The organism is Erwinia plantamica, assembly GCF_043420595.1.
GTDB lineage: Bacteria > Pseudomonadota > Gammaproteobacteria > Enterobacterales > Enterobacteriaceae > Erwinia > Erwinia aeris.
On the sequence record NZ_JBGCUC010000002.1, the window covers coordinates 213,682 to 232,986 of the forward strand.

Annotated in this window: 19 protein-coding genes; 11 read left to right on the plus strand and 8 right to left on the minus strand. The window is 60.3% G+C overall.

The window, feature by feature from the left end:
* Positions 1 to 30: 30 nt before the first annotated feature.
* The 7 genes from pqqA (at position 31) to AB3U87_RS02835 (ending at position 7,349) form a co-directional block, all read left to right on the plus strand.
* The gene (pqqA, locus tag AB3U87_RS02805) at positions 31 to 102 is read left to right on the plus strand and encodes a pyrroloquinoline quinone precursor peptide PqqA (protein ID WP_071789594.1); all 72 of its coding nucleotides are present in this window, start codon (positions 31 to 33) and stop codon (positions 100 to 102) included.
* Between the two features lie 52 nt (positions 103 to 154).
* Positions 155 to 1,066, plus strand: a complete 912-nt coding sequence (gene pqqB, locus AB3U87_RS02810) for a pyrroloquinoline quinone biosynthesis protein PqqB (protein WP_301250614.1) — start codon at positions 155 to 157, stop codon at positions 1,064 to 1,066.
* Between the two features lie 7 nt (positions 1,067 to 1,073).
* On the plus strand, positions 1,074 to 1,826 hold the full coding sequence (gene pqqC, locus AB3U87_RS02815) for a pyrroloquinoline-quinone synthase PqqC (protein WP_253458354.1): 753 nt from the start codon (positions 1,074 to 1,076) through the stop codon (positions 1,824 to 1,826).
* Positions 1,826 to 2,110 carry a pyrroloquinoline quinone biosynthesis peptide chaperone PqqD gene (gene pqqD / locus AB3U87_RS02820; protein ID WP_125287256.1) on the plus strand — a complete coding sequence of 95 codons (285 nt, stop codon included), beginning with the start codon at positions 1,826 to 1,828 and terminating at the stop codon, positions 2,108 to 2,110. Before pqqC ends, pqqD begins: the two co-directional genes overlap by 1 nt.
* Entirely contained in the window at positions 2,097 to 3,230 is a 1,134-nt protein-coding gene (gene pqqE / locus AB3U87_RS02825; protein WP_253458351.1) for a pyrroloquinoline quinone biosynthesis protein PqqE, read from the plus strand. Before pqqD ends, pqqE begins: the two co-directional genes overlap by 14 nt.
* On the plus strand, positions 3,227 to 5,569 hold the full coding sequence (gene pqqF / locus AB3U87_RS02830; protein ID WP_394148335.1) for a pyrroloquinoline quinone biosynthesis protein PqqF: 2,343 nt from the start codon (positions 3,227 to 3,229) through the stop codon (positions 5,567 to 5,569). The genes pqqE and pqqF overlap by 4 nt, the downstream gene beginning before the upstream one ends.
* Positions 5,570 to 5,705: 136 nt before the next feature.
* On the plus strand, positions 5,706 to 7,349 hold the full coding sequence (locus tag AB3U87_RS02835) for a methyl-accepting chemotaxis protein (protein WP_253458345.1): 1,644 nt from the start codon (positions 5,706 to 5,708) through the stop codon (positions 7,347 to 7,349).
* A gap of 18 nt (positions 7,350 to 7,367) precedes the next feature.
* On the opposite strand, the gene AB3U87_RS02840 is transcribed toward AB3U87_RS02835, so the two are convergent.
* Positions 7,368 to 7,616 (minus strand): helix-turn-helix domain-containing protein, encoded by a 249-nt coding sequence (locus tag AB3U87_RS02840; protein WP_253458341.1) that lies wholly within the window; start codon positions 7,614 to 7,616, stop codon positions 7,368 to 7,370.
* A 522-nt stretch (positions 7,617 to 8,138) separates the two neighbouring features.
* On the opposite strand from AB3U87_RS02840, the gene ftnA reads away from it, so the two are divergent.
* Positions 8,139 to 8,645 (plus strand): non-heme ferritin, encoded by a 507-nt coding sequence (ftnA, locus tag AB3U87_RS02845; protein WP_253458339.1) that lies wholly within the window; start codon positions 8,139 to 8,141, stop codon positions 8,643 to 8,645.
* Between the two features lie 106 nt (positions 8,646 to 8,751).
* Here the strand turns inward: ftnA and AB3U87_RS02850 are convergent, their stop codons facing one another.
* The 3 genes from AB3U87_RS02850 to AB3U87_RS02860 all read right to left on the minus strand — a co-directional run bounded on the left by AB3U87_RS02850 (position 8,752) and on the right by AB3U87_RS02860 (position 10,673).
* A complete protein-coding gene (locus AB3U87_RS02850) occupies positions 8,752 to 9,243 on the minus strand; it encodes a GNAT family N-acetyltransferase (RefSeq protein ID WP_253458336.1) in 492 nt (163 codons plus the stop codon).
* A 15-nt stretch (positions 9,244 to 9,258) separates the two neighbouring features.
* Positions 9,259 to 9,693: an SRPBCC family protein gene (locus tag AB3U87_RS02855; protein ID WP_253458333.1), complete on the minus strand. Its 435-nt coding sequence runs from the start codon at positions 9,691 to 9,693 to the stop codon at positions 9,259 to 9,261.
* A gap of 68 nt (positions 9,694 to 9,761) precedes the next feature.
* Positions 9,762 to 10,673: a LysR family transcriptional regulator gene (locus tag AB3U87_RS02860; RefSeq protein ID WP_253458331.1), complete on the minus strand. Its 912-nt coding sequence runs from the start codon at positions 10,671 to 10,673 to the stop codon at positions 9,762 to 9,764.
* Between the two features lie 126 nt (positions 10,674 to 10,799).
* Here AB3U87_RS02860 and AB3U87_RS02865 point away from each other — a divergent pair, with 126 nt between their 5' ends.
* The 3 genes from AB3U87_RS02865 (at position 10,800) to AB3U87_RS02875 (ending at position 14,581) form a co-directional block, all read left to right on the plus strand.
* Positions 10,800 to 12,113 (plus strand): M20 family metallo-hydrolase, encoded by a 1,314-nt coding sequence (locus tag AB3U87_RS02865; RefSeq protein WP_394148339.1) that lies wholly within the window; start codon positions 10,800 to 10,802, stop codon positions 12,111 to 12,113.
* A 269-nt stretch (positions 12,114 to 12,382) separates the two neighbouring features.
* Positions 12,383 to 13,909 (plus strand): p-aminobenzoyl-glutamate transporter, encoded by a 1,527-nt coding sequence (abgT, locus tag AB3U87_RS02870; RefSeq protein WP_369896252.1) that lies wholly within the window; start codon positions 12,383 to 12,385, stop codon positions 13,907 to 13,909.
* Between the two features lie 144 nt (positions 13,910 to 14,053).
* Positions 14,054 to 14,581, plus strand: a complete 528-nt coding sequence (locus AB3U87_RS02875; RefSeq protein WP_369896253.1) for an OmpH/Skp family outer membrane protein — start codon at positions 14,054 to 14,056, stop codon at positions 14,579 to 14,581.
* Positions 14,582 to 14,622: 41 nt separating this feature from the next.
* Here AB3U87_RS02875 and AB3U87_RS02880 read toward each other — a convergent pair whose 3' ends face one another.
* From AB3U87_RS02880 to AB3U87_RS02895, 4 genes are all read right to left on the minus strand, one after another.
* On the minus strand, positions 14,623 to 15,894 hold the full coding sequence (locus AB3U87_RS02880) for an acid phosphatase (protein WP_394148342.1): 1,272 nt from the start codon (positions 15,892 to 15,894) through the stop codon (positions 14,623 to 14,625).
* Between the two features lie 137 nt (positions 15,895 to 16,031).
* Positions 16,032 to 17,258 (minus strand): cupin domain-containing protein, encoded by a 1,227-nt coding sequence (locus AB3U87_RS02885; protein ID WP_301730013.1) that lies wholly within the window; start codon positions 17,256 to 17,258, stop codon positions 16,032 to 16,034.
* Positions 17,259 to 17,800: 542 nt separating this feature from the next.
* Positions 17,801 to 18,706 carry a malonate decarboxylase subunit epsilon gene (mdcH, locus tag AB3U87_RS02890; RefSeq protein WP_301250621.1) on the minus strand — a complete coding sequence of 302 codons (906 nt, stop codon included), beginning with the start codon at positions 18,704 to 18,706 and terminating at the stop codon, positions 17,801 to 17,803.
* On the minus strand, positions 18,703 to 19,305 hold the full coding sequence (locus tag AB3U87_RS02895) for a malonate decarboxylase holo-ACP synthase (protein ID WP_369896256.1): 603 nt from the start codon (positions 19,303 to 19,305) through the stop codon (positions 18,703 to 18,705). The genes mdcH and AB3U87_RS02895 overlap by 4 nt, the downstream gene beginning before the upstream one ends.

Consider the following 19,305-nt stretch of genomic DNA (forward strand, 5'->3'; position numbering starts at 1 on the left):
TTTTCCCTTAACACCATGAGGAGCTCCGCTATGTGGACTAAACCAACGTTTGTTGATTTACGCTTAGGCCTGGAAGTGACGCTGTACATCTCCAACCGCTAAGCCCTTATGCCCACTCAGGTGGGCATTTCCTCTCTTTTTTTCTGGTCTACACATGCAAATTAACGTTCTTGGCTCTGCGGCCGGCGGCGGTTTTCCCCAGTGGAACTGCAACTGCCGAAACTGTCAGGGCGTGCGTAACGGCACGCTGAAAACCTCGGCGCGTACGCAATCTTCCATCGCCATCAGCGACGACGGCGTCGATTTTGTGCTGTGCAACGCCTCGCCGGATATCGCTCATCAGATCGCCGCCACGCCCGCGCTGAATAAGAAAGACGTCCTGCGCGGCACCGCTATCGGCTCGATTATCCTGACCGACAGTCAGATCGATCACACCACCGGCCTGCTGAGCCTGCGCGAGGGCTGTCCGCATCAGGTCTGGTGCACGCCGGAAGTACACGACGATCTCACCACCGGTTTCCCCATCTTTACCATGCTTTCGCACTGGAACGGCGGCCTGGTGCATCACGCGATTCAGCCCGGCGAGCCTTTCTCCGTGGCGGTCTGTCCGGCGCTGCGGTTTACCGCCATCCCGCTGCTCAGCAACGCGCCGCCCTATTCGCAGTATCGCGGCAGACCGCTGCCCGGCCACAATGTCGCGCTGTTTATTGAAGATACCCGCAGCGGAAAAACGCTGATGTATGCGCCCGGTCTGGGCGAGCCGGACAGCGAGCTATTGGGCTGGTTGCAAAAGGCCGACTGCCTGCTGATCGACGGCACGCTGTGGCAGGATAACGAGCTGGCGACAACCGGCGTGGGCCGCAATACCGGTAAGGATATGGGTCATCTGGCGCTGGCCGAAGAGCAGGGCCTGATAGCGCTGCTGGCTTCGCTGCCCGCCGAGCGCAAAATCCTTATTCATATCAACAATACCAACCCGATCCTGGATGAAGAGTCGGCTGAACGTCAGGCGCTGACGCAGCACGGCATCGAAGTCAGCTGGGACGGTATGCGTATCGACCTGTGAGAAAATCATGCAACAGACTCCCATGACGCGCGAAGCGTTCGAGCAGGCGCTACGCGCCAAAGGCGCTTATTACCATATCCATCATCCTTACCATATCGCCATGCACAACGGCCAGGCGACGCGTGAGCAGATCCAGGGTTGGGTAGCGAACCGTTTTTACTACCAGACCAGTATTCCGCTGAAGGACGCCGCCATTATGGCGAACTGCCCGGATCCGCAGACGCGCCGCAAGTGGGTACAGCGTATTCTGGATCACGACGGTCATCAGGGCAGCGAAGGCGGGATTGAAGCCTGGCTGCGCCTGGGCGAAGCGGTCGGCCTCAAGCGCGAGACGCTGCTGTCGGAAGAGATGGTGCTGCCCGGCGTGCGTTTCGCCGTGGATGCTTACGTTAACTTCGCCCGCCGCGCGGTATGGCAGGAAGCGGCCTGTAGCTCGCTGACCGAGCTGTTTGCGCCGGAAATCCACCAGTCGCGCCTGGACAGCTGGCCACAGCACTATAAGTGGATCGAAGCCGAAGGCTACGGCTATTTTCGTGGCCGCCTGAGCCAGGCTAACCGCGACGTCGAGCACGGGCTGGCGCTGGCGCTGGACTACTTCACCACGGCCGAACAGCAGCAGCGTATGCTGTCTATTTTGCAGTTCAAGCTGGATATTCTGTGGAGTATGCTGGACGCTATGACCCTGGCCTACGCGCTGCATCGTCCGCCTTACCATACCGTGACCGACCAGCCCGTCTGGCATAAAGAGAGATTGCTGTAATGACCCTTAACGACCAGCAGATACCTGCGTTTCGCCGTGGCTACCGCCTGCAGTGGGAGCCGACGCAGGATTGCCACGTGATCCTGTACCCGGAAGGCATGGCGAAGCTGAACGAGAGCGCCACCGCGATTTTGCAGCTGGTGGACGGTAAACGCCCGCTTGCCGCGCTGATTGCCGAACTGAACGCTCGTTTTCCCGATGCGGGCGGCGTGGATGAGGACGTCAAAGCGTTCTTTATGCAGGCCGTCGAACAGAAGTGGATAATTTTCCGTGAACTCGCTTAAGCCTAATCCGCCGCTCTGGCTGCTGGCGGAGCTGACCTATCGCTGTCCGTTGCAGTGCCCCTACTGCTCAAACCCGCTGGATTTCGCCCGGCAGGAGCAGGAGCTGACCACGGCGCAATGGATAGAAGTTTTTAAACAGGCCCGCCAGATGGGCGCCGTCCAGCTGGGCTTTTCCGGCGGCGAGCCGCTGGTGCGTAAAGATCTGCCCGAGCTGATCCGTGCCGCGCGGGATCTGGGTTTTTACACCAACCTGATCACCTCCGGCATTGGCCTGACCGAGAAAAAGATCGACGCCTTTGCCGAAGCGGGTCTCGATCATATCCAGATCAGCTTCCAGGCAAGCGACGAGACGCTGAACGCGGCGCTGGCGGGATCGCAAAAAGCCTTCCAGCAAAAGCTGGCGATGGCGAAAGCGGTCAAGGCGCACGGCTACCCGATGGTGCTGAACTTTGTGCTGCATCGCCATAACATCGACCAGATCGATCGCATTATTGAACTGGCGATCGAGCTGGAGGCCGACGACGTCGAGCTGGCGACCTGCCAGTTTTACGGCTGGGCGCAGCTGAACCGCGAGGGCCTGCTGCCTACCCGCGAGCAGATCGCCAGCGCCGAAGCCGTGGTGCAGCGCTACCGCGAAAAAATGAAGGACAACAGCAACTTCGCTAACCTGCTGTTCGTGACGCCCGACTACTATGAAGAGCGGCCGAAAGGCTGTATGGGCGGCTGGGGCGCGATTTTCCTGAGCGTGACGCCGGAAGGCATGGCGCTGCCGTGCCACAGCGCGCGCCAGCTGCCGATCGCCTTCCCGTCGGTGCTGGAGCATACGCTCCAGGAAATCTGGTACGACTCGTTCGGCTTTAACAAATATCGCGGCTTCGACTGGATGCCGGAACCCTGCCGCTCGTGCTCTGAAAAAGAGAAGGATTTCGGCGGCTGCCGCTGCCAGGCCTTTATGCTGACCGGAAACGCGGACAATGCCGATCCCGTCTGCGCCAAATCGCCGCATCATGGCCAGATCCTTGAGGCGCGTGAGCAGGCCAACTGCAGCAATATTCAAATCAGCCAGCTGCAGTTCCGCAACCGCACCAATTCACAGCTGATCTTTAAAACCGAAGCGTGAACGGTCATTCCTCTTCCCGCGTAGCAAACGGCCTGCGGATCACGCTGATCCACGAGCCGGAAGCCGCGCGGGCGGCGGCGCTGTTCCGGCTTTCCGCCGGTAGCCTTGACGAACCCGCACGCTGGCCGGGCCTGGCGCATCTGCTGGAGCATGTGCTGTTCGCCGGCAGCGCCGGTTATCAGCAGGAGCAGCGGCTGATGGCCTGGGCGCCCGCCCACGGCGCGCGGCTTAACGCCACCACTCAGGCACATTTCACCGCCTGGTTTGTGGAGATCGCTCCCGAGCGGCTGGGGCAGGCGCTGTGCAGGCTGTCTGATATGCTGGCGCGCCCGCTGCTGGCTACCGAGGCGATTACCGCAGAAGCGGCCGCGATCGAGGCGGAGTATCGGATGCTGCAAAGCCACGGCCCGACGCTGTGCGAGGCGGCGCTGAGCCAGGCCTTCGCCGCGCCTCATCCCCTGCACGATTTTCACGTCGGCAGCCAGCGCCATTTCGGCGACGACGCGGTCGCGCTCCAGCAGGCGCTGCGGGACTGGCATCAATGCTGGTTCCATACCGGCAATCTGCAACTCTGGCTGAGCGGCCCGCAGCCGCTGCAGGAGCTGGAAGCCATGGCCGAAGAGGCTGCGGCGGCTTTTGCTCGCGCAGAAACCGTGCCTGCCGCGCCGCCGCTGTTACAGCTGGCCCGACAGCGGGCTTTTGCGCTGCAAAGCGCCGCAGCGCAGCATCTCCAGCTGAGTTTTCTCCTCAACGACCCGCAGCCCGCCAGCCTGACGCTGCTGCGTGAGCTGCTGACCGACAAAGCGTCAGGCAGTTTGCTGGCGACGCTGCGCGAACAGGGGCTGTGCGACGATATTTCGCTGCTGGAGCCTTACCGCAGCGCGCGGCAGTCGGTAGCCAGCGTGCGCTTTCAGCTGAGCGGCCTTCAGCTGGCGCAGTGCGCCCGTATAGAAGCGCTGTTCCGCCGCTGGCTGGCGCAGCTTTCTGGCCTGACGCAGCAGCAGCGGGCGCACTATGCCAGCCTCACGCAGCGGCGTTTCAGCCAGCTTTCTCCTCTCGACCAGCTACGCGATCTGGCGCTGGGTTTTCCGCCTGCGCAGTCGACCACGCCGCTACCCCTGCCGCAAAGCCTCAGCCGGCTGTGGGTATCGCCTGCGGTCAGCGCGCCGTCCGTCCGCGCGCAGGGCTTTACGCTACGGCTGGCGGCTATCGACTGGCCGCAGGCGGAGCCGGAGCCGGAAACGCCGCCCGCCCTGCATTTCTATTCGCCAGCCTCCACGCCCGTCACGCCCGCGTTACCGGTAGCGAAAAGCACGCTGGCGTTGGTTGCCGCGCCGGTCGAACCAACGCTGCTGCTTAGCGTCCAGCCTGGCCTTCTGCCAGATCGACTTAGCGCCGCGCTGATCGAGGCCGCGCTTCAGCCCGCGATGGGCGATGCGCTGCACGGCGGCGGCGAGCTGGCCTTTTCCCGCCAGCACGGTCTGTGGCAGCTGCGGCTCAGCGGTCAAGATGCATTACTGGCCGCTACGCTGGATCGGGCAATACAGGCGCTGACGGATCCGCCAGCCGCCACCCAGGCTTTTGGCGAACGGCTTTTTTATCAGGCGCAGCAGGCTGACGATATCGCCATCCGCTGTCTGCTGGCGCACCTGCCCGATTTGCTGAACAGCACGTCAGCGGATGCGCTGTCGGCGCTACGCTGGCAGGCCACGCTTTACGGCGGCGCGGCCAACAGCGCAGCAGACCTGGCGCGGCTGCTGACCAGGCTGCCGGGCGCGGTCGAACCGGCGCAGTCACCGCCGCACGTTTTCCCCACGCAGCCGCACTATTCCTGCCCGACGGCAAGCCGTGATGCGGCGGTGCTGGTGTTCTGCCCGCTCGCCGAGGCCAGCGCGGTCTGCTTTGCCAGCTGGCAGCTGCTCGCCACGCTGTTTGAGCCGCGCTTTTTTCAACGGCTGCGGGTCGAGGCCAACGTCGGCTACGTAGTCAGCTGCCGTTTTCATCAGACCGCCGGACAGGCCGGCCTGCTGTTTGCGCTGCAATCACCTGCTTTAAGCACGGCAGAACTGTTCGGGCATATCGATCGGTTTATCGCCGATATGGCGGCAACGGTAGATAGCCAGACCACCGAAACGCTTGCCGCCAGCTGGCTGTCATTGCTGCCTTCCCTGCCCGAAAGCGTGCCGAAAAACCGCGAGCACATTACCGCTCACTGGCTCTATCAGCAGCTTAACCTGCCGTTCAGCTTTGTCCGGCCCTCGCCCGATCGGCTACGTCAGGCTTATCGACAGCTGACCGCCAGTTGCGCCCGCTGGTGGCGGCTGAGCAACAGCGCCTAAAGCAAATTTTTTGCCAGGCGCTCACGCTAATCGATTCAGCTTATATTTTATTCACCGTCTGACGCCCGCGCGCCATAAAGTTTCCCTGCGTGACTACCGATAAGCCTTTATCGACTCCCCTTTCCGAGTACGCAGTATGCTAAAAAATATTAAAGTTGTGACCAGCATCGTTATCATGTTGGTTATTTTCAGCGGGCTGCTGCTGGTTTCCAGCGCGCTCTCATTTAACGCTATTAGCCAGGACAAAGAGAATTTCAACCACGCCAGCGTGCTGACGCAGCAGCAGAACCAGCTCAGCGACACCTGGCAGACGCTGCTTGAAACGCGCGTCACCATTAACCGCGCCGCTATCCGTATTCTGAAAAAGCAAACCGATCCGGCCACGCTGGCGGCCATCGACAAGCTGCTGACCAACGCCACTGCCCTGCTTAACGAGGCGCAGGCGCACTTTGAACGTTATCAGCGTGCTCCAGCGCAACCCGGACAAAGCAGCGAGATAACGGCCAGCGTGGCCAGCAGCTATCAGCAGCTGCATGACACCATGAAGCAGTCTGTCCAGTTTCTCGGCGCGAATAACTACGAGGCTTACGGCAATCTGGATGCGCAGCAGGCGCAGGACGGCCTGAAAGCCAGCTATAACCAGTGGCGCGAACAGAACGCGAAGCTGCTGGCGACGGGCATTGAGGTCAATCAGCAGGGCTTTACGAATATGATGTGGACGCTGGCGGCAGTGATCCTGCTGCTGCTGGTGCTGGTGCTGGTCATCTGGAAAGTGATTAAGGAAGTGCTGCTGCGGCCGCTGAAGCAGGTTGAGGAGCATATTCAGCACATTGCCGAAGGCGAGCTGACCCGCACGCTGACGGTGGAAGGCCGCAGCGAAATAGCCAGGCTGGCCGCCCATCTTTCCGCCATGCAGCAGGCGCTGACCGTTACCGTCAGCCACGTGCGGGAAAGCTCTGACGCCATCTACACCGGCGCGAGCGAAATTTCGATGGGCAACAACGATCTCTCCGCCCGTACCGAGCAGCAGGCCGCCTCGCTGGAGCAGACCGCAGCCAGCATGGAAGAGCTGACCGCCACGGTGAAGCTGAACGCAGAAAACGCGCGTCAGGCCTCACAGCTGGCGTCGAGCGCGTCGCAAACCGCGATCAAAGGCGGCAAGGTGGTGGACGGCGTGGTGCAAACCATGAGCGATATCGCCGGCAGCTCGAAGAAAATCGCCGATATCATCAGCGTGATTGACGGCATCGCTTTCCAGACCAATATCCTGGCGCTTAACGCCGCCGTGGAAGCTGCCCGCGCGGGCGAACAGGGCCGTGGCTTTGCCGTGGTCGCGGGCGAAGTGCGCAATCTGGCCCAGCGCAGCGCCCAGGCGGCGAAAGAGATCAAGACGCTGATTGAAGCATCCGTCAGCCGCGTCGACGCCGGTTCGCTACAGGTCACCACCGCCGGAGAAACCATGCACGATATCGTCGATGCCGTGGGACGCGTCACCGCCATTATGGCAGAGATCGCTTCCGCCTCTGACGAACAGAGTCGCGGCATCGATCAAATTGGCCAGGCGGTCACGGAGATGGATCGGGTCACGCAGCAGAACGCTTCGCTGGTACAGCAATCGGCCGCCGCCGCCGCGTCGCTGGAGGACCAGGCGACCCGTCTGGCTCAGGCCGTTGCCGTGTTTCAGACCGGCCACGCGCGCGCGCCAGCCGCAAAACCTGCCGAAAAAGCCCTGAAAAAAACGCAGCCGGCAGCCGGTGAAGGAAACTGGGAAACGTTTTAAGCGAGCGTCGCCGACGGCTTACCGGCCGTTCTGATTGTGATACTTATGTGGCCGCACCGGATGCTGATAGCGTGTCGGCCATATTTTCTCGGGAGCGATGTCCAGCGCTTCAGCAATCAGCCGCTCGCCTTTCGGCCACGGACGGCGCAGCGCGTTAGCCAGCGTCGAGGACGCCAGTCCCGCCTGCCGTGAAAGCGCGGATAAGTTTGTGCCTCTTTTTTTTAACGCAGCGATAATGTCTGCGGTATGCCAGTCCTTTAGCTCCATTATGCATCCCTTTTATGAGTTAAACCGTTGTCCGCGGCTGAGCCGCCCGTCATATCATTTATCTGCTTCACGTCGTTATCGGCCGTTGACGATGTCCAGCCACGTCGGCAGGGCGCCAGACAGCAGCGATAACGCACGCAACCGCCACTATTATATTTTTGCAAAAAGCGGCGTTTATTCTTTCCCTGTTATACAGCTAAAAAGCGCGTTTTTAAATATTTATTCCGCCAAAAAAACGAATTTAACCAATGGAAAACCCTTTCAAATCATTAATTAAACAAGTAATTCGTATAGCTTATGCATACTCTTAAAAGGACGCCTTTTTTAAAACGAATAGCTAACAAGAATAATTATCAAAACCATTACAGCATGCCCCAACATGAGAAAGGATGATAATAATTATCACTCCTTATTTTTCGCCGCAGATAAATATAAAATATATTTTTCTGCGGTTTTTATTTCTCTGCTTCCCGTGCATAATGCGGCAAATAATTATTTTGCCTGTTAATATCTGGAGCCGCTATGCTGACTGCCGAAATGACCGCTCGCCTGAACGATCAGTTAAACCTGGAATTCTTTTCCGCCAACCTCTATTTGCAGATGAGCGCCTGGTGCGCCGACAAAGGGTTTGAGGGGGCCGCCGCCTTTCTGCGCGAGCACTCCCGCGAAGAGATGCAGCATATGCAGCGCCTGTTCAACTACCTGAGCGATACCGGCGCCATGCCGGTGCTGGGCAGCATCGCCGCGCCGCCGGTGACCTTTGACTCGCTGAACAACGTGCTGGAACAGGCCTACGAGCACGAGCAGCTGATTACCGCAAAAATCAACGAGCTGGCGCATGCGGCAATGACGTCGCAGGATTACTCTACCTTTAACTTCCTGCAGTGGTACGTGGCCGAACAGCATGAAGAAGAGAAGCTGTTCAAATCCGTGCTGGATAAGCTGGCACTGGTCGGCACCAGCGGTAAAGGGCTGTTCTTTGTTGATAAAGATCTGATGCAGATGAGCACCTCAGGCGAGCAGGCCTGAGTAAAAGGGGCGAAGCGTTCGCCCCTGAGGATGTTGACAAAACCGTGCCCGGTCAGCAGGGCGCAGTCAAGCTGGTGACTGGCGGCAAAAACCGGCTGCTTTTCTGCTACAGCGCCAGCCGGTAGAACTTTGTGTCCACCTTCATCACGGGGAAAGCGGCCGGTAGCGCGGCTTGCGCCACTTCGCTAAAGCCGTGCTTCTCGTAAAAACGATGCGCCGCCAGAAATTTCGCGGTGGTGCCCAGCCAGACGTCACGGAGCTGCCGCTCGCGAGCGTGCGCGAGCAGCGTTTGCAGCAGGCTATTGGCCACGCCGTGCTCCCTGCCTCGCCAGTCTTCCGCCACGAACATTTTCCGCAGCGCGGCCTGCTGCTCGCCGATATCCTTCAGGCCGATACAGCCAACAACCCGATCGTCGACCGTCGCCAGCCAGAAATCGCCCGCACCCTGCTGATAAAAGGTCGGGATATCGCTGAGATCCGGCTGCTGCTCTGCCGAAATCGCAATACCGAACTCGTGATTCTGGATCGGCAGGATCAGATCTTTTACCCCCGCCTGGTAGCGAGGATGGTAGCGCTGCACGATAAATCGCGTCGTCATGGCGAAGATCCTTACTCAGCCAGCCTGTTGCGCGACGTTTTGCAGACAGGTGGCGAAGACGCCTTCACTGATGCTCTGCGCCACTTCCTGTTCATCATGGCCCGCCTCAACCTTGAAATCCGCCCACCATTCCGCCAGCGTGGTGCCGTCGTTTTTCGGCGTCAGCTTCACCACCGCCACGTAATCCGTGACCGGCATGATGCCGTCCAGAATCGCGTAGTGCAGCTCCCAATTGGCTTTATCCAGCTTTACCAGGCGCTCGCGCACTATGCCATCGGGCAGCGTCAGCTTTCTGACCACGCCGACCTTGCTTTCGGTAGCGCCATCTTCCAGCTCGCTGGAGGAGATAGCCGGATGGATTTTCGGCAGGCCGTTAAAATCGGCAATCAGCGGCCAGATTTGTTCTGGCGTGGCGGTAATGATGCGGCTGGTATAGGACGAGTGCGACATAGTAGAAACCTCTTAACGTAAAAATTTAACTTTAGCATGTTGCTGCTCTTTCCCGTTGACCGTCAGAGCTAAGCCAGCACCAGCGCCTGGCTCTGCTGGCGAAACAGCCTGGCCAGCTGCGCGCCCATCGGCGTCAGCGCGGTATCTTTACGCCGGATCAGGCAGAAGGTCGCCCTGGGCATTTTTTCCCGCAGCTTTAGCGCCACCAGCCGATGGCCGACCAGCGGATCGGTAAAAAAATCCTGCGACAGGATGCTGACGAAATCGCTCTGGGCCAGCAGGCTGGCGCAGGCCATAAAAGTTTCGCAGGTGATGGTGATAGCGGGTAACGGGCCGCTGTCGGCGAAGAGATCCTGCAACAGCTGATAGTAGCTGCCGTTGGGCGAAGGCATGGTCCAGCTACAGTGGCGCAGCGCTTCCAACGAGGTGGCGTTCGCCAGCGGATGGCCTTTGCGTACCACCACGCAGTAGTCGCGCTCCATCAGCGTTTCGTAGCTCAGCTCGTTGTCCTGATGGCCGGGAGACCAGGTATTGATGGTGAAATCCAGTTCGCCCTGACGCAGCTCCGGCAGCAAGGTCACCAGCTGGCCCTCCAGGATGCGCACGCTGACTTCGGGAAAGAGGTGATGAAACTGAGTTATCACCTTTGGCATCAGCGTGCGGGCGATGCTGCCGCCCACGCCGATATTGACCGAGCCGCCCGCCTGGCCCAGCCGCTGCTGGACCTCTTCCTGCGCGACCCGCAGCTCCTCCAGGATCAGGCTGGCGTGACGAAAAAAATCTTTGCCTGTCGCCGTAAGCTGAACGCCCTGCCGCTGCCGGATAAACAGCGGCGCACCCAGCGCTTCTTCCAGTTCCTGCACCGATTTAGAGAGCGCGGGCTGCGAAAGCTTCGCCACCCGGCTTGCCGCCCGGATACTGCCCTGACGCGTCACTTCCACAAATGCACGAAGCTGGTGCAGCTTGATCGATGCGGGCATAAAACCTCCTTGTGGGTGATAACCGTTGTTTATCAGTCAAAAGATATTGTCATCTTCTGCGCGCCGAAACCACTGTGTAGAGTCGATAAACCAGCATTTTTTGTACTGCTATTAAAGGAACCAGAAATGGAGCAAGCCGTAACCGATTTTGTAAAAGAGATCTCTCCCCGCCTGCAACACTGGCGTCGCGATTTGCATAAGTTCGCCGAGTCCGGCTGGCTTGAATTCCGCACCGCCACGCTGGTGGCCGAAGAGCTGCACCACCTGGGCTGGTCGCTACAGCTGGGCAAAGAGGTGATTAAAGCGGAGGCGCGCATGGGAGTGCCTGCTGCGGAGGTGCTGGCGCAGCAGGAGCAGCGGGCATTGGCCCAGGGCGCGCTGCCGCAGTGGCTGCCGCACTTTTCCGGCGGCTTTTGCGGCATCGTCGCGACGCTGGCGACTGGGCGTCCCGGCCCGGTGATGGCCTTTCGCGTTGATATGGACGCGCTGGACGTGGTGGAAATGCAGGCGCAGGCGCATCGCCCTTTCGCTGAAGGATTCGCTTCCTGCAACGAAGGCATGATGCACGCCTGCGGCCATGACGGTCATACCGCGATTGGGCTGGGCGTGGCGCAGGTGCTGAAGCAGTTTTCCTCGCGGCTGTGCGGCACCGTCAAACTGATTTTCCAGCCGGCCGAAGAAGGCACGCGCGGCGCAAAATCGATGGTGGAAGCGGGCGTGCTGGATGACGTGGATTTTTTTACCGCCATTCATATCGGCACCGGCGTGCCGGCCGGAGAGCTGGTGTGCGGTAGCGATACCTTTCTGGCGACCACCAAAATGGATATCGCTTTTCGCGGCGTAGCCTCGCACGCGGGCGCGCGGCCGGAAGAAGGCAAAAACGCGCTGCTGGCGGCGGCGCAGGCCACGCTGGCGCTGCATAACCTGCCGCAGCACAGCGGCGGCAGCTCGCGTATTAACGTAGGCGTGCTGCAGGCGGGAACCGGGCGCAACGTCGTGGCCGATCGCGCGCTGCTGAAGGTGGAAACGCGCGGCGCCACCAACGACATCAATGATTTTATCTATCAGCAGGCGCTGCGAGTGGTGGCGGGCGCGGCGGCGATGTATGACGTGCAGCACGAGGTAAAGCTGATGGGCGCGGCGCGCAGCTGCCAGCCGACCCGGCCCTGGGTGAACTATATCCGCCAGCAGGCCGCGCGCATTCCGGAGCTGACCTCGCTGGTCGACAGTCGGGGCCAGCCCGCCGGTTCTGAAGACGCCACCTATATGATGGAGCGGGTCAAGGCGCGCGGCGGCCAGGCTTCCTACATCATTTTCGGCACGCAGCTAAGCGCCGGTCATCACAATGAGAAATTCGACTTTGACGAGGCGGTGATGGCGACGGCGGTCAAAACGTTGGCCGCCCTCGCCTTTCATATCGACAGCTTTACCAATGAGTAACGACCGCGTATGGCGACAGCACCGCACCGCACCGCTTTCATCGCCAGGCGCACCAACGGCGTAACAAGCCGCGCGCGGAGACAGCACCGCACCGCTTTAATCGCCAGGTGCACTAATGACGTAACAAGCCGCGTGCGGAGATAGCACCGCACCGGCAGTAAGGCACGGTTTTTGCACGTGCTTTTGCAGCAAGGCGTCGCAGACGCTGCCCGAGGCTGGGCCCGATCCCAGCCCGACAATAAAAAAGCCAACACAACAGAGGGTAAAACATGAGTGATACAACCGCGCCGGGAAAAAGTCCCGGCAGAGTCTTCAGCTGGGTTGAGCGCATCGGCAACAAGGTGCCCAACCCGTTCTTACTGTTCGTTTATCTGATTATCGTGCTGATGGCGGCAACCGCCGTGCTGTCGTGGCTGGACGTTTCGGTGATCAATCCCGCCAACGGCGAGGTCATTCGTGTTAAAAACCTGCTGAGCGTGGCGGGTTTGCAATGGATCCTGCCGGGGATCATTAAAAATTTCAGCGGATTTACACCGCTGGGATCGATCCTGGCGCTGATGATCGGCGCGGGCCTGGCGGAAAAAGTGGGGCTGCTTCAGGCGCTGATGCATAAGATGGCGTCATTTGTCAGCGCCCGCTACGCCAGCTATATGGTGCTGTTTATCGCCTTTTTCAGCCATATCTCATCCGATGCCGCGCTGGTGGTGATGCCGCCGCTGGGGGCGCTGATGTTTATCGCCGTGGGCCGTCATCCGGTCGCCGGGCTGATGGCGGCTATTGCGGGCGTCGGTTCCGGTTTTACCGCCAATTTGCTGATCGTGACTACCGACGTGCTGCTTTCCGGCATCAGTACCGAGGCGGCGAAGGCGGTCAGCGATACCGTGCACGTCAGCGTGCTGGATAACTGGTTTTTTATGGCCAGCTCGGTGGTGGCTTTAACCCTGGCGGGCGGTCTGCTGACTGACAAGTTTATCGAGCCGCGCCTGCCCGCCTGGCGCGGCGAATCGCAGGACGGACTGGCGAAGCTGACGCCGCTGCAAAATCGCGGTCTGCGCATCAGCGGCATCGCTTCGCTGGTGTTTATCGCGCTGGTGGCGCTGCTGGTGGTGCCGGAAGGTGCACCGCTGCGTCATCCGCAGACGGGCAGCGTGATCCCCTCGCCTTTTATTCAGGGCATCGTGCCGCTGATTATCCTGTTCTTTTTTGTGGCCGGGATAGCCTACGGCGTGGCGACCAGGCAGATCCAGCGACCCAACGACATCCCGCAGCTGTTGATTGAGCCGATGAAAAGCATGGCCGGTTTTATCGTGATGGTCTTTCCGCTGGCGCAGTTTGTAGCCTTTTTTAACTGGAGCAACATGGGCAAGTTTATGGCCGTGGGGCTGACCGATCTGCTTGAAAAAGCAGAGATGACCGGCGCGCCCGCCTTTATCGGCCTGATGTTCCTCTCTGCGCTGCTCTGCATGTTTATCGCCAGCGGTTCGGCAATCTGGTCGATTCTGGCGCCTATTTTCGTGCCGATGTTTATGCTGCTGGGCTTTCATCCCGCTTTTGCGCAGATGATTTTCCGTATTGCGGATTCGGCCGTGCTGCCGCTGGCGCCGATGTCGCCTTTTCTGCCGCTGTTTTTGGGCTTTTTGCAGCGCTACCGCAAGGATGCGCAGCTGGGCACCTATTACGTCCTGATTGCGCCCTACCCGCTGCTGTTTTTTTGCGTCTGGCTCCTGCTGCTGCTGGCATGGTACGCGCTCGGCCTGCCTATCGGTCCCGGCGTATGGCCGACAATGCCGACCTGATCCCAATGGAACAACGGGCATAAAGTTGATGTGAATCAACGGACAAGATGGAAATATCGGCCGCCGGACGCGCTATCGTTTATAGTCTGAGCGCCTGAAGGAACCCATGCAGGGAAATGCCGAAACCGGCTACAAGGAGAGGAAATGAAGCCAAAAATCAGTGTGCTGGCTCTGAGTCTTGCAATTATCACGCTGCTCGCGGGCTGCGATCGGCAAGAGACGCGGCCGGTGAAATTTATCAATCCTGACAAAGTTATGCAGGATTCAGGGCTGGCGGAGCAGCTGAAAACGCGGCTGCAGACGGTCGATCAACAGCTCCGACAGGGTCTGAAGATGGCGCAGGAAAACGGCGCCAGGCTGCCGGAGGAGAAACGACGCAGCGCGCTGCTGGCCGATCGGCAGCTGCTGGATCTGGAGTGGCAGCATGAGCAGCGCCGGGCTAACGGCGTCGCGCTGAAAGCGATAGCGGAGGCGGCCGGAAAGTACCGCGAGCAGCACCAGCTGCTGGCGATCCTGCCTGCGCAGGCCGCACTGGCCTTTGCGCCGGAAGCGGATATCAGCGAAGCGCTGGCGAAAGAGCTGAAAGGGAAAACCCTCGATTTCGGCGCGCTGCCAAAAATCGGCGTTAAAAGCGAGGAGCCAACGGCGGCAGAAGCCAGTACGCAAAAATAGCGCCGTATTACAGAGGAACCGGGGCGATGGCCGCCCCTTTTTTATCCTTTATGCATATCAGCCGCCGCTGACAGATCCAGCCGCTGCCAGAAGTTCTGCTCCGGCGTGGTGCCGGAAAGCGGATAGCCTGCGGCGATAGCGGTCGCCACCATCCTTTGCCGACGCTGCTGCGCGCTCAGCTGCGGCAGCGCCGTTTCCAGCAGCACCTCAGCGCCTTCCGGCACCACAACCGCTTCCTGCTTCACTTTCTCCTGCGGCAGATCCCAGGTCATGGCAAAGCGTGCAAACTGCTGCATCTGCGGCGCGGCGTAAGGATCGGCTGCCCCGGATGGTCTGGCGCACTCGGCGAGCGAGGTGCCGCACTCTTTCTCCAGCGCGTCGCGCAGCTGCTGCTTCGCTTCAGCAAACAGCGGGCGATACTTTGCATCGTTGAGATAGTGCGCCACGTTACGCTGCGCCACCATACGGGAGCCAATCAGATCGATCGGATAGTGCACGCCCAGCACCATGCGCGAATAGCCGTAGCGCGCGGCGCGATCCATCAGTGGTACAAAGCGTTCCGGCACCATTTCGCCCAGCAGCAGCGCATCGGTCCATGCCGTATTGGTGTGGCCGCTGGGGAAAGATCCTTCGCTCGCCTGATAGGGCTGGTTATCTTTCACCACTGCCGTATCCGGCACCGCATGGATAGTGTTGCCCGGCATCAGGAAAGGACGTGGATAGTTAAAGTGCGCTTTGGCCGCGCCGGTACTGACTTCGCTGGCCTTGATTAGCGCCGCCGCCTTACCCATCTCGCCTTTGGTGTAGGCGTTCAGAAAGGCCTGACCCAGCTTCGGCCCCAGCGCGTCGGCCAGAAAAAACAGATGGTTTTGCCCTTCCGCATCAATAATCGCCTGGCGACGCTGGCCGTCGGTCGCGTCGAGGTTAACCTGCGCCACGCGCTGCATGCTGGCGTCCAGCTCGCTTTTCGGCAGCGTGGTGAAAGCGCTCAGCAGCGCGATGCCCGCCTGCTGGTTGGCTTTTTTAGCAAAGTCGTAGCCGCTCGCCTTCAACCAGCCGCGATCCGCCAGCTTATCGCTCTGCTCGGTTTTCTCCAGCTGCGCGCGCGTCAGCTTAGCGGCATCGCCCTGCAACGCGCCGATCAGATCTTGCTGGATTTGAGCGTCAAAGGCCGCGAACCGGGCATCGCTGCTGGCGGGCGTGGTGGTTTCAACAATCCTCTGGATGCTATCGAAGTCAACGGGCGTGGTTTTTGCCTGAGCAGCCTGCGCCAGCAGCAGCGCGCTGGCCAGCACAGAATAACGAAAGCGCATAAAAGTTCCTTAATTTAAGTCGGTTAGCTTTATCGGCTTTTATGCTGGAAGAGGTTGATGACAGGAAAGTGACAACTTATATTTTGAAACGAATTGGCACAGCGATCGGGCCGCCTCCCTGCGGCCTGTCGGGTTCTTTAGCCGCCGACCACCGGCTTTTTGCTTTTATCCAGCGCCTGCATAAAAGCGTCGTCGAGATGCAGATGCTGGCGCACCAACTGCGGCGGCGTCGAGGCCAGCCACTGATTCAGCGAGATATCCGCGTAGTAGCTGCTTTTAAACAGCTCCAGAAAACGCAGCGGCTTGTCGCCGGTGTTTTCCACATAGTGGCCCATCGCAAAAGGCACGTAGCCGACATCGCCCGCGCGAAAATCGAAGGTGCGTGCCTGGCCCGAAGAAGCAAACACGCCCATCCGTCCTTCGCCTTCCAGGTAGTATTGCCACTCGTCGGTATTGGGATGCCAGTGTAGCTCGCGCATCGCGCCCGGCTGCAGCTCCACCAGCGCCGCCGCGATGGTTTTTGACACCTTAAAAAGGGAGGAATCGGTAATCCGCACCGTGCCGCCCTTTAGCGTGATGGGCTGCTGCGCCAGCATCCGGTGACTGAAAGCGGTGGTGGAACGGGTCGCGCCCGCAATGGCGTCCTTTTGCAGATCGCCCGGCGGTGTGGCGGCGAAGATATACTCATCGGCCGGTGAAGGAAGCTTGCTGAAGGTTTCCACCGGCACGCCAAAGTTTTTCGCCAGCACTTCCGGCGGCACGTGCTTAAACCAGTCGCTGAGCAGAAAAGTGCTGTCTTCGTCAAAGCCGCCGTTATCAAACGCCAGCAGGAACTCGCAGCCGTCCGGGCCAAGCCCCTGTATCGAGTGCGGCACGCCGGAGGGGAAATACCAGAGATCGCCCACGCCGACGTCGTCCACAAACCAGTGGCCGTCGACGTCCAGCGCGGTGATGCGCGCCTTGCCGTACAGCATATAGGCCCATTCGCCCTCTTTATGCCAGTGCAGCTCGCGGATGCCGCCGCTGTTAAGGCGCATATTAACGCCGGCAATGCTTTTGGAAACGCCCAGCTCGCGCTCGGTGATCTGTCGCGTCCAGCCGCCGCTGCCTTTACGCACGTGCGAATCGCTATAGGAAAAACGCAGGTTGGGCAGCGTGCCACTGTCGGTAGCGGGCGGATTGACGATATCGGGATTTTCTCCCTGACGCAGCGGATCGTGCGGGCCGGGATCGCTGCCGCCCATCTGGCCGGTCCAGGGTTGCGCGGCCACGGTGCGATCATGAGCATGAACGGAGCCAGCCGCCAACGCAACGGTGCTGCCGGCGGCAAAGGTCATAAAGCTGCGACGAGTAATAGGATTCATGTCTGCTTCCTTGTGTCGAAGGGTTAAGGCGCGCCGCGCTGCATAGCGGACGCGAACTTAAGCTTAACTACACAAAAATCAACAGAACCTAACCGGGGAAAAGCTTAAAAACGCTGAAATGTAAGCAATAACACATCAAATAATTTTGTTGATAGTTCAGATAAATTTATAAAATTTGGTCTACGCGACAACATAATCATGACGTTACAGCTTTGTTAAACGTTTTTGCCAGCAGCAACGTCCGCCCTGACCGTTTCGTCATAAATTATTTTTATTAAGAGGGAGGAGAAGAGCGCAACACCTGGTTACGTGGTTACGCAGAACGAAAAATATCGCGGCGGCATTATCACGCTGCGGACACGACCGCACGGGCCTGTGGCGCAGCCTTTACCGCTGTTTGCCGGATGATCAGTACCGCTCATCCTGTCGCACAGCCTTTGTCGCTGTTTACCGGGTAGTCAGTGCCATTTATCCTGATGCGCAGCCTTTATCGCTGCTTACCGGGCGGTAAGAGCTGGTCATCCTGCCCCAGGCGCGATCGTTCAGCCGCCGGCCTGCAAACGCTTCGCCAGCGTTAACGCCAACTCGTAGCCGCCCTGCTCCAGGGAAAGCGCTTCGCCTTCGCTGAAAGCCTGCCGGGTCAGGCCGGTCAGCACCGCGCCGGGCGGCACCTCAATCGCCAGCCGGACGTCGCGCTCGTTGGCCGCTATCATCGCCTCATGCCAGCGCACCGTGCGCGACATATTATACGCGAGGTCATCCGCTATCTGCGCCGGCTGCCAGAGCACGCGGCCGCTGCTGCTGCTCAGCCAGGCGCGACGCGGGCGAACAATCGTTACCGCTTTAAACGCCTCCGCCAGCTTTGCCGCCGGTTCCGCCAGCAGCGCGCAGTGTGAAGGCACGCTGACCGCCAGCCGGTGCGTTTTCTGCGCGCCTGCGGCTTTCGCCCTTTCCGCCGTCGCCTGCATCGCCGCCTCGCTGCCCGCAATCACCAGCTGCCGTTCCGCGTTGATATTGGCCAGCCAGCTCTCTTCTCCCAGCAGCGGCTCCAGCTCGCTCTGGGTCAGGCCGATAATCGCGGTCAGGCCGTAGCCTGCCGGATAAGCCTGCTCCATCAGCTGCCCACGCAGCGCCACCAGCCGTAACGCGTCGTCGAAGGCCAGCGCGCCCGCGACTACCGCCGCAGGATAGGCGCCAATGGATAAACCGCTGGTCATCGCAAACGCCAGGCCCTGTCGCTCCAGCTCCCGCGCATGCGCCACGCCCGCAATCAGCAGGCACAGCTGTACCGCGCGCGTATGCCGCAGCGCCTCTGCCGAATCCAGCGCCGAGGCGTCTTCATTCAGCGCTTCGCTGGCCTCTTTCAGGATTGCCTCGCCCTGAGGCAAATTTTGCAGCATGCCGGGCTGCTGCGGCCCCTGTCCGGGAAAGGTCAGTAAGATTTTCATCGCGGCGTCTCCCATGGCGCGGCGGTCAGGAAAGGGCCGCCATCGGTTTTCAACAGCACTTTGCCGTCGCGCAGCCACTCCGCCAGCGCAAAACCGCCCAGCCTGGTTTCCAGCTGCGTATCGGCACGGCAAGGCAGGCTGGCGCAAAGGCTTTGCCAGCGCTGCAACGCCGATGCGGCGGGCGGCTCAGGCGCGCGGATCAGTAAATCCAGATCGCTGCCCGCGTGCATTACGGCTTCGCCGGTCGCCAGCGCATAGCCCAGGCTGCCGGTGACGCCCCATGCCCACGGCCAGTCCGCCTGCGCAAGCCGCAGCGCCGCCTGAACGGGCGGCAAAGTATAAAAAGGGGTGTGCGGCAGCCGATCGATAAGCGCTTCCGGCGACAGCACGCGCACTACAGCCGCAGCGTCAACCCAGCCCGCCGCGCGCTGATGGCGGGCCGGGCCGCGTACGCCGACGGGAATACGTCCCTGCGCATCCCTGTCGCGTCGCACCACCAGCGGCAAAGCCGGCTGCCAGTAGGCGACCCATTCAGGCAAATCGCCCTGCAATGCTTCACGATCGCTCAGCCAGAGCAGATCGTGCGGCCGAACATCCAT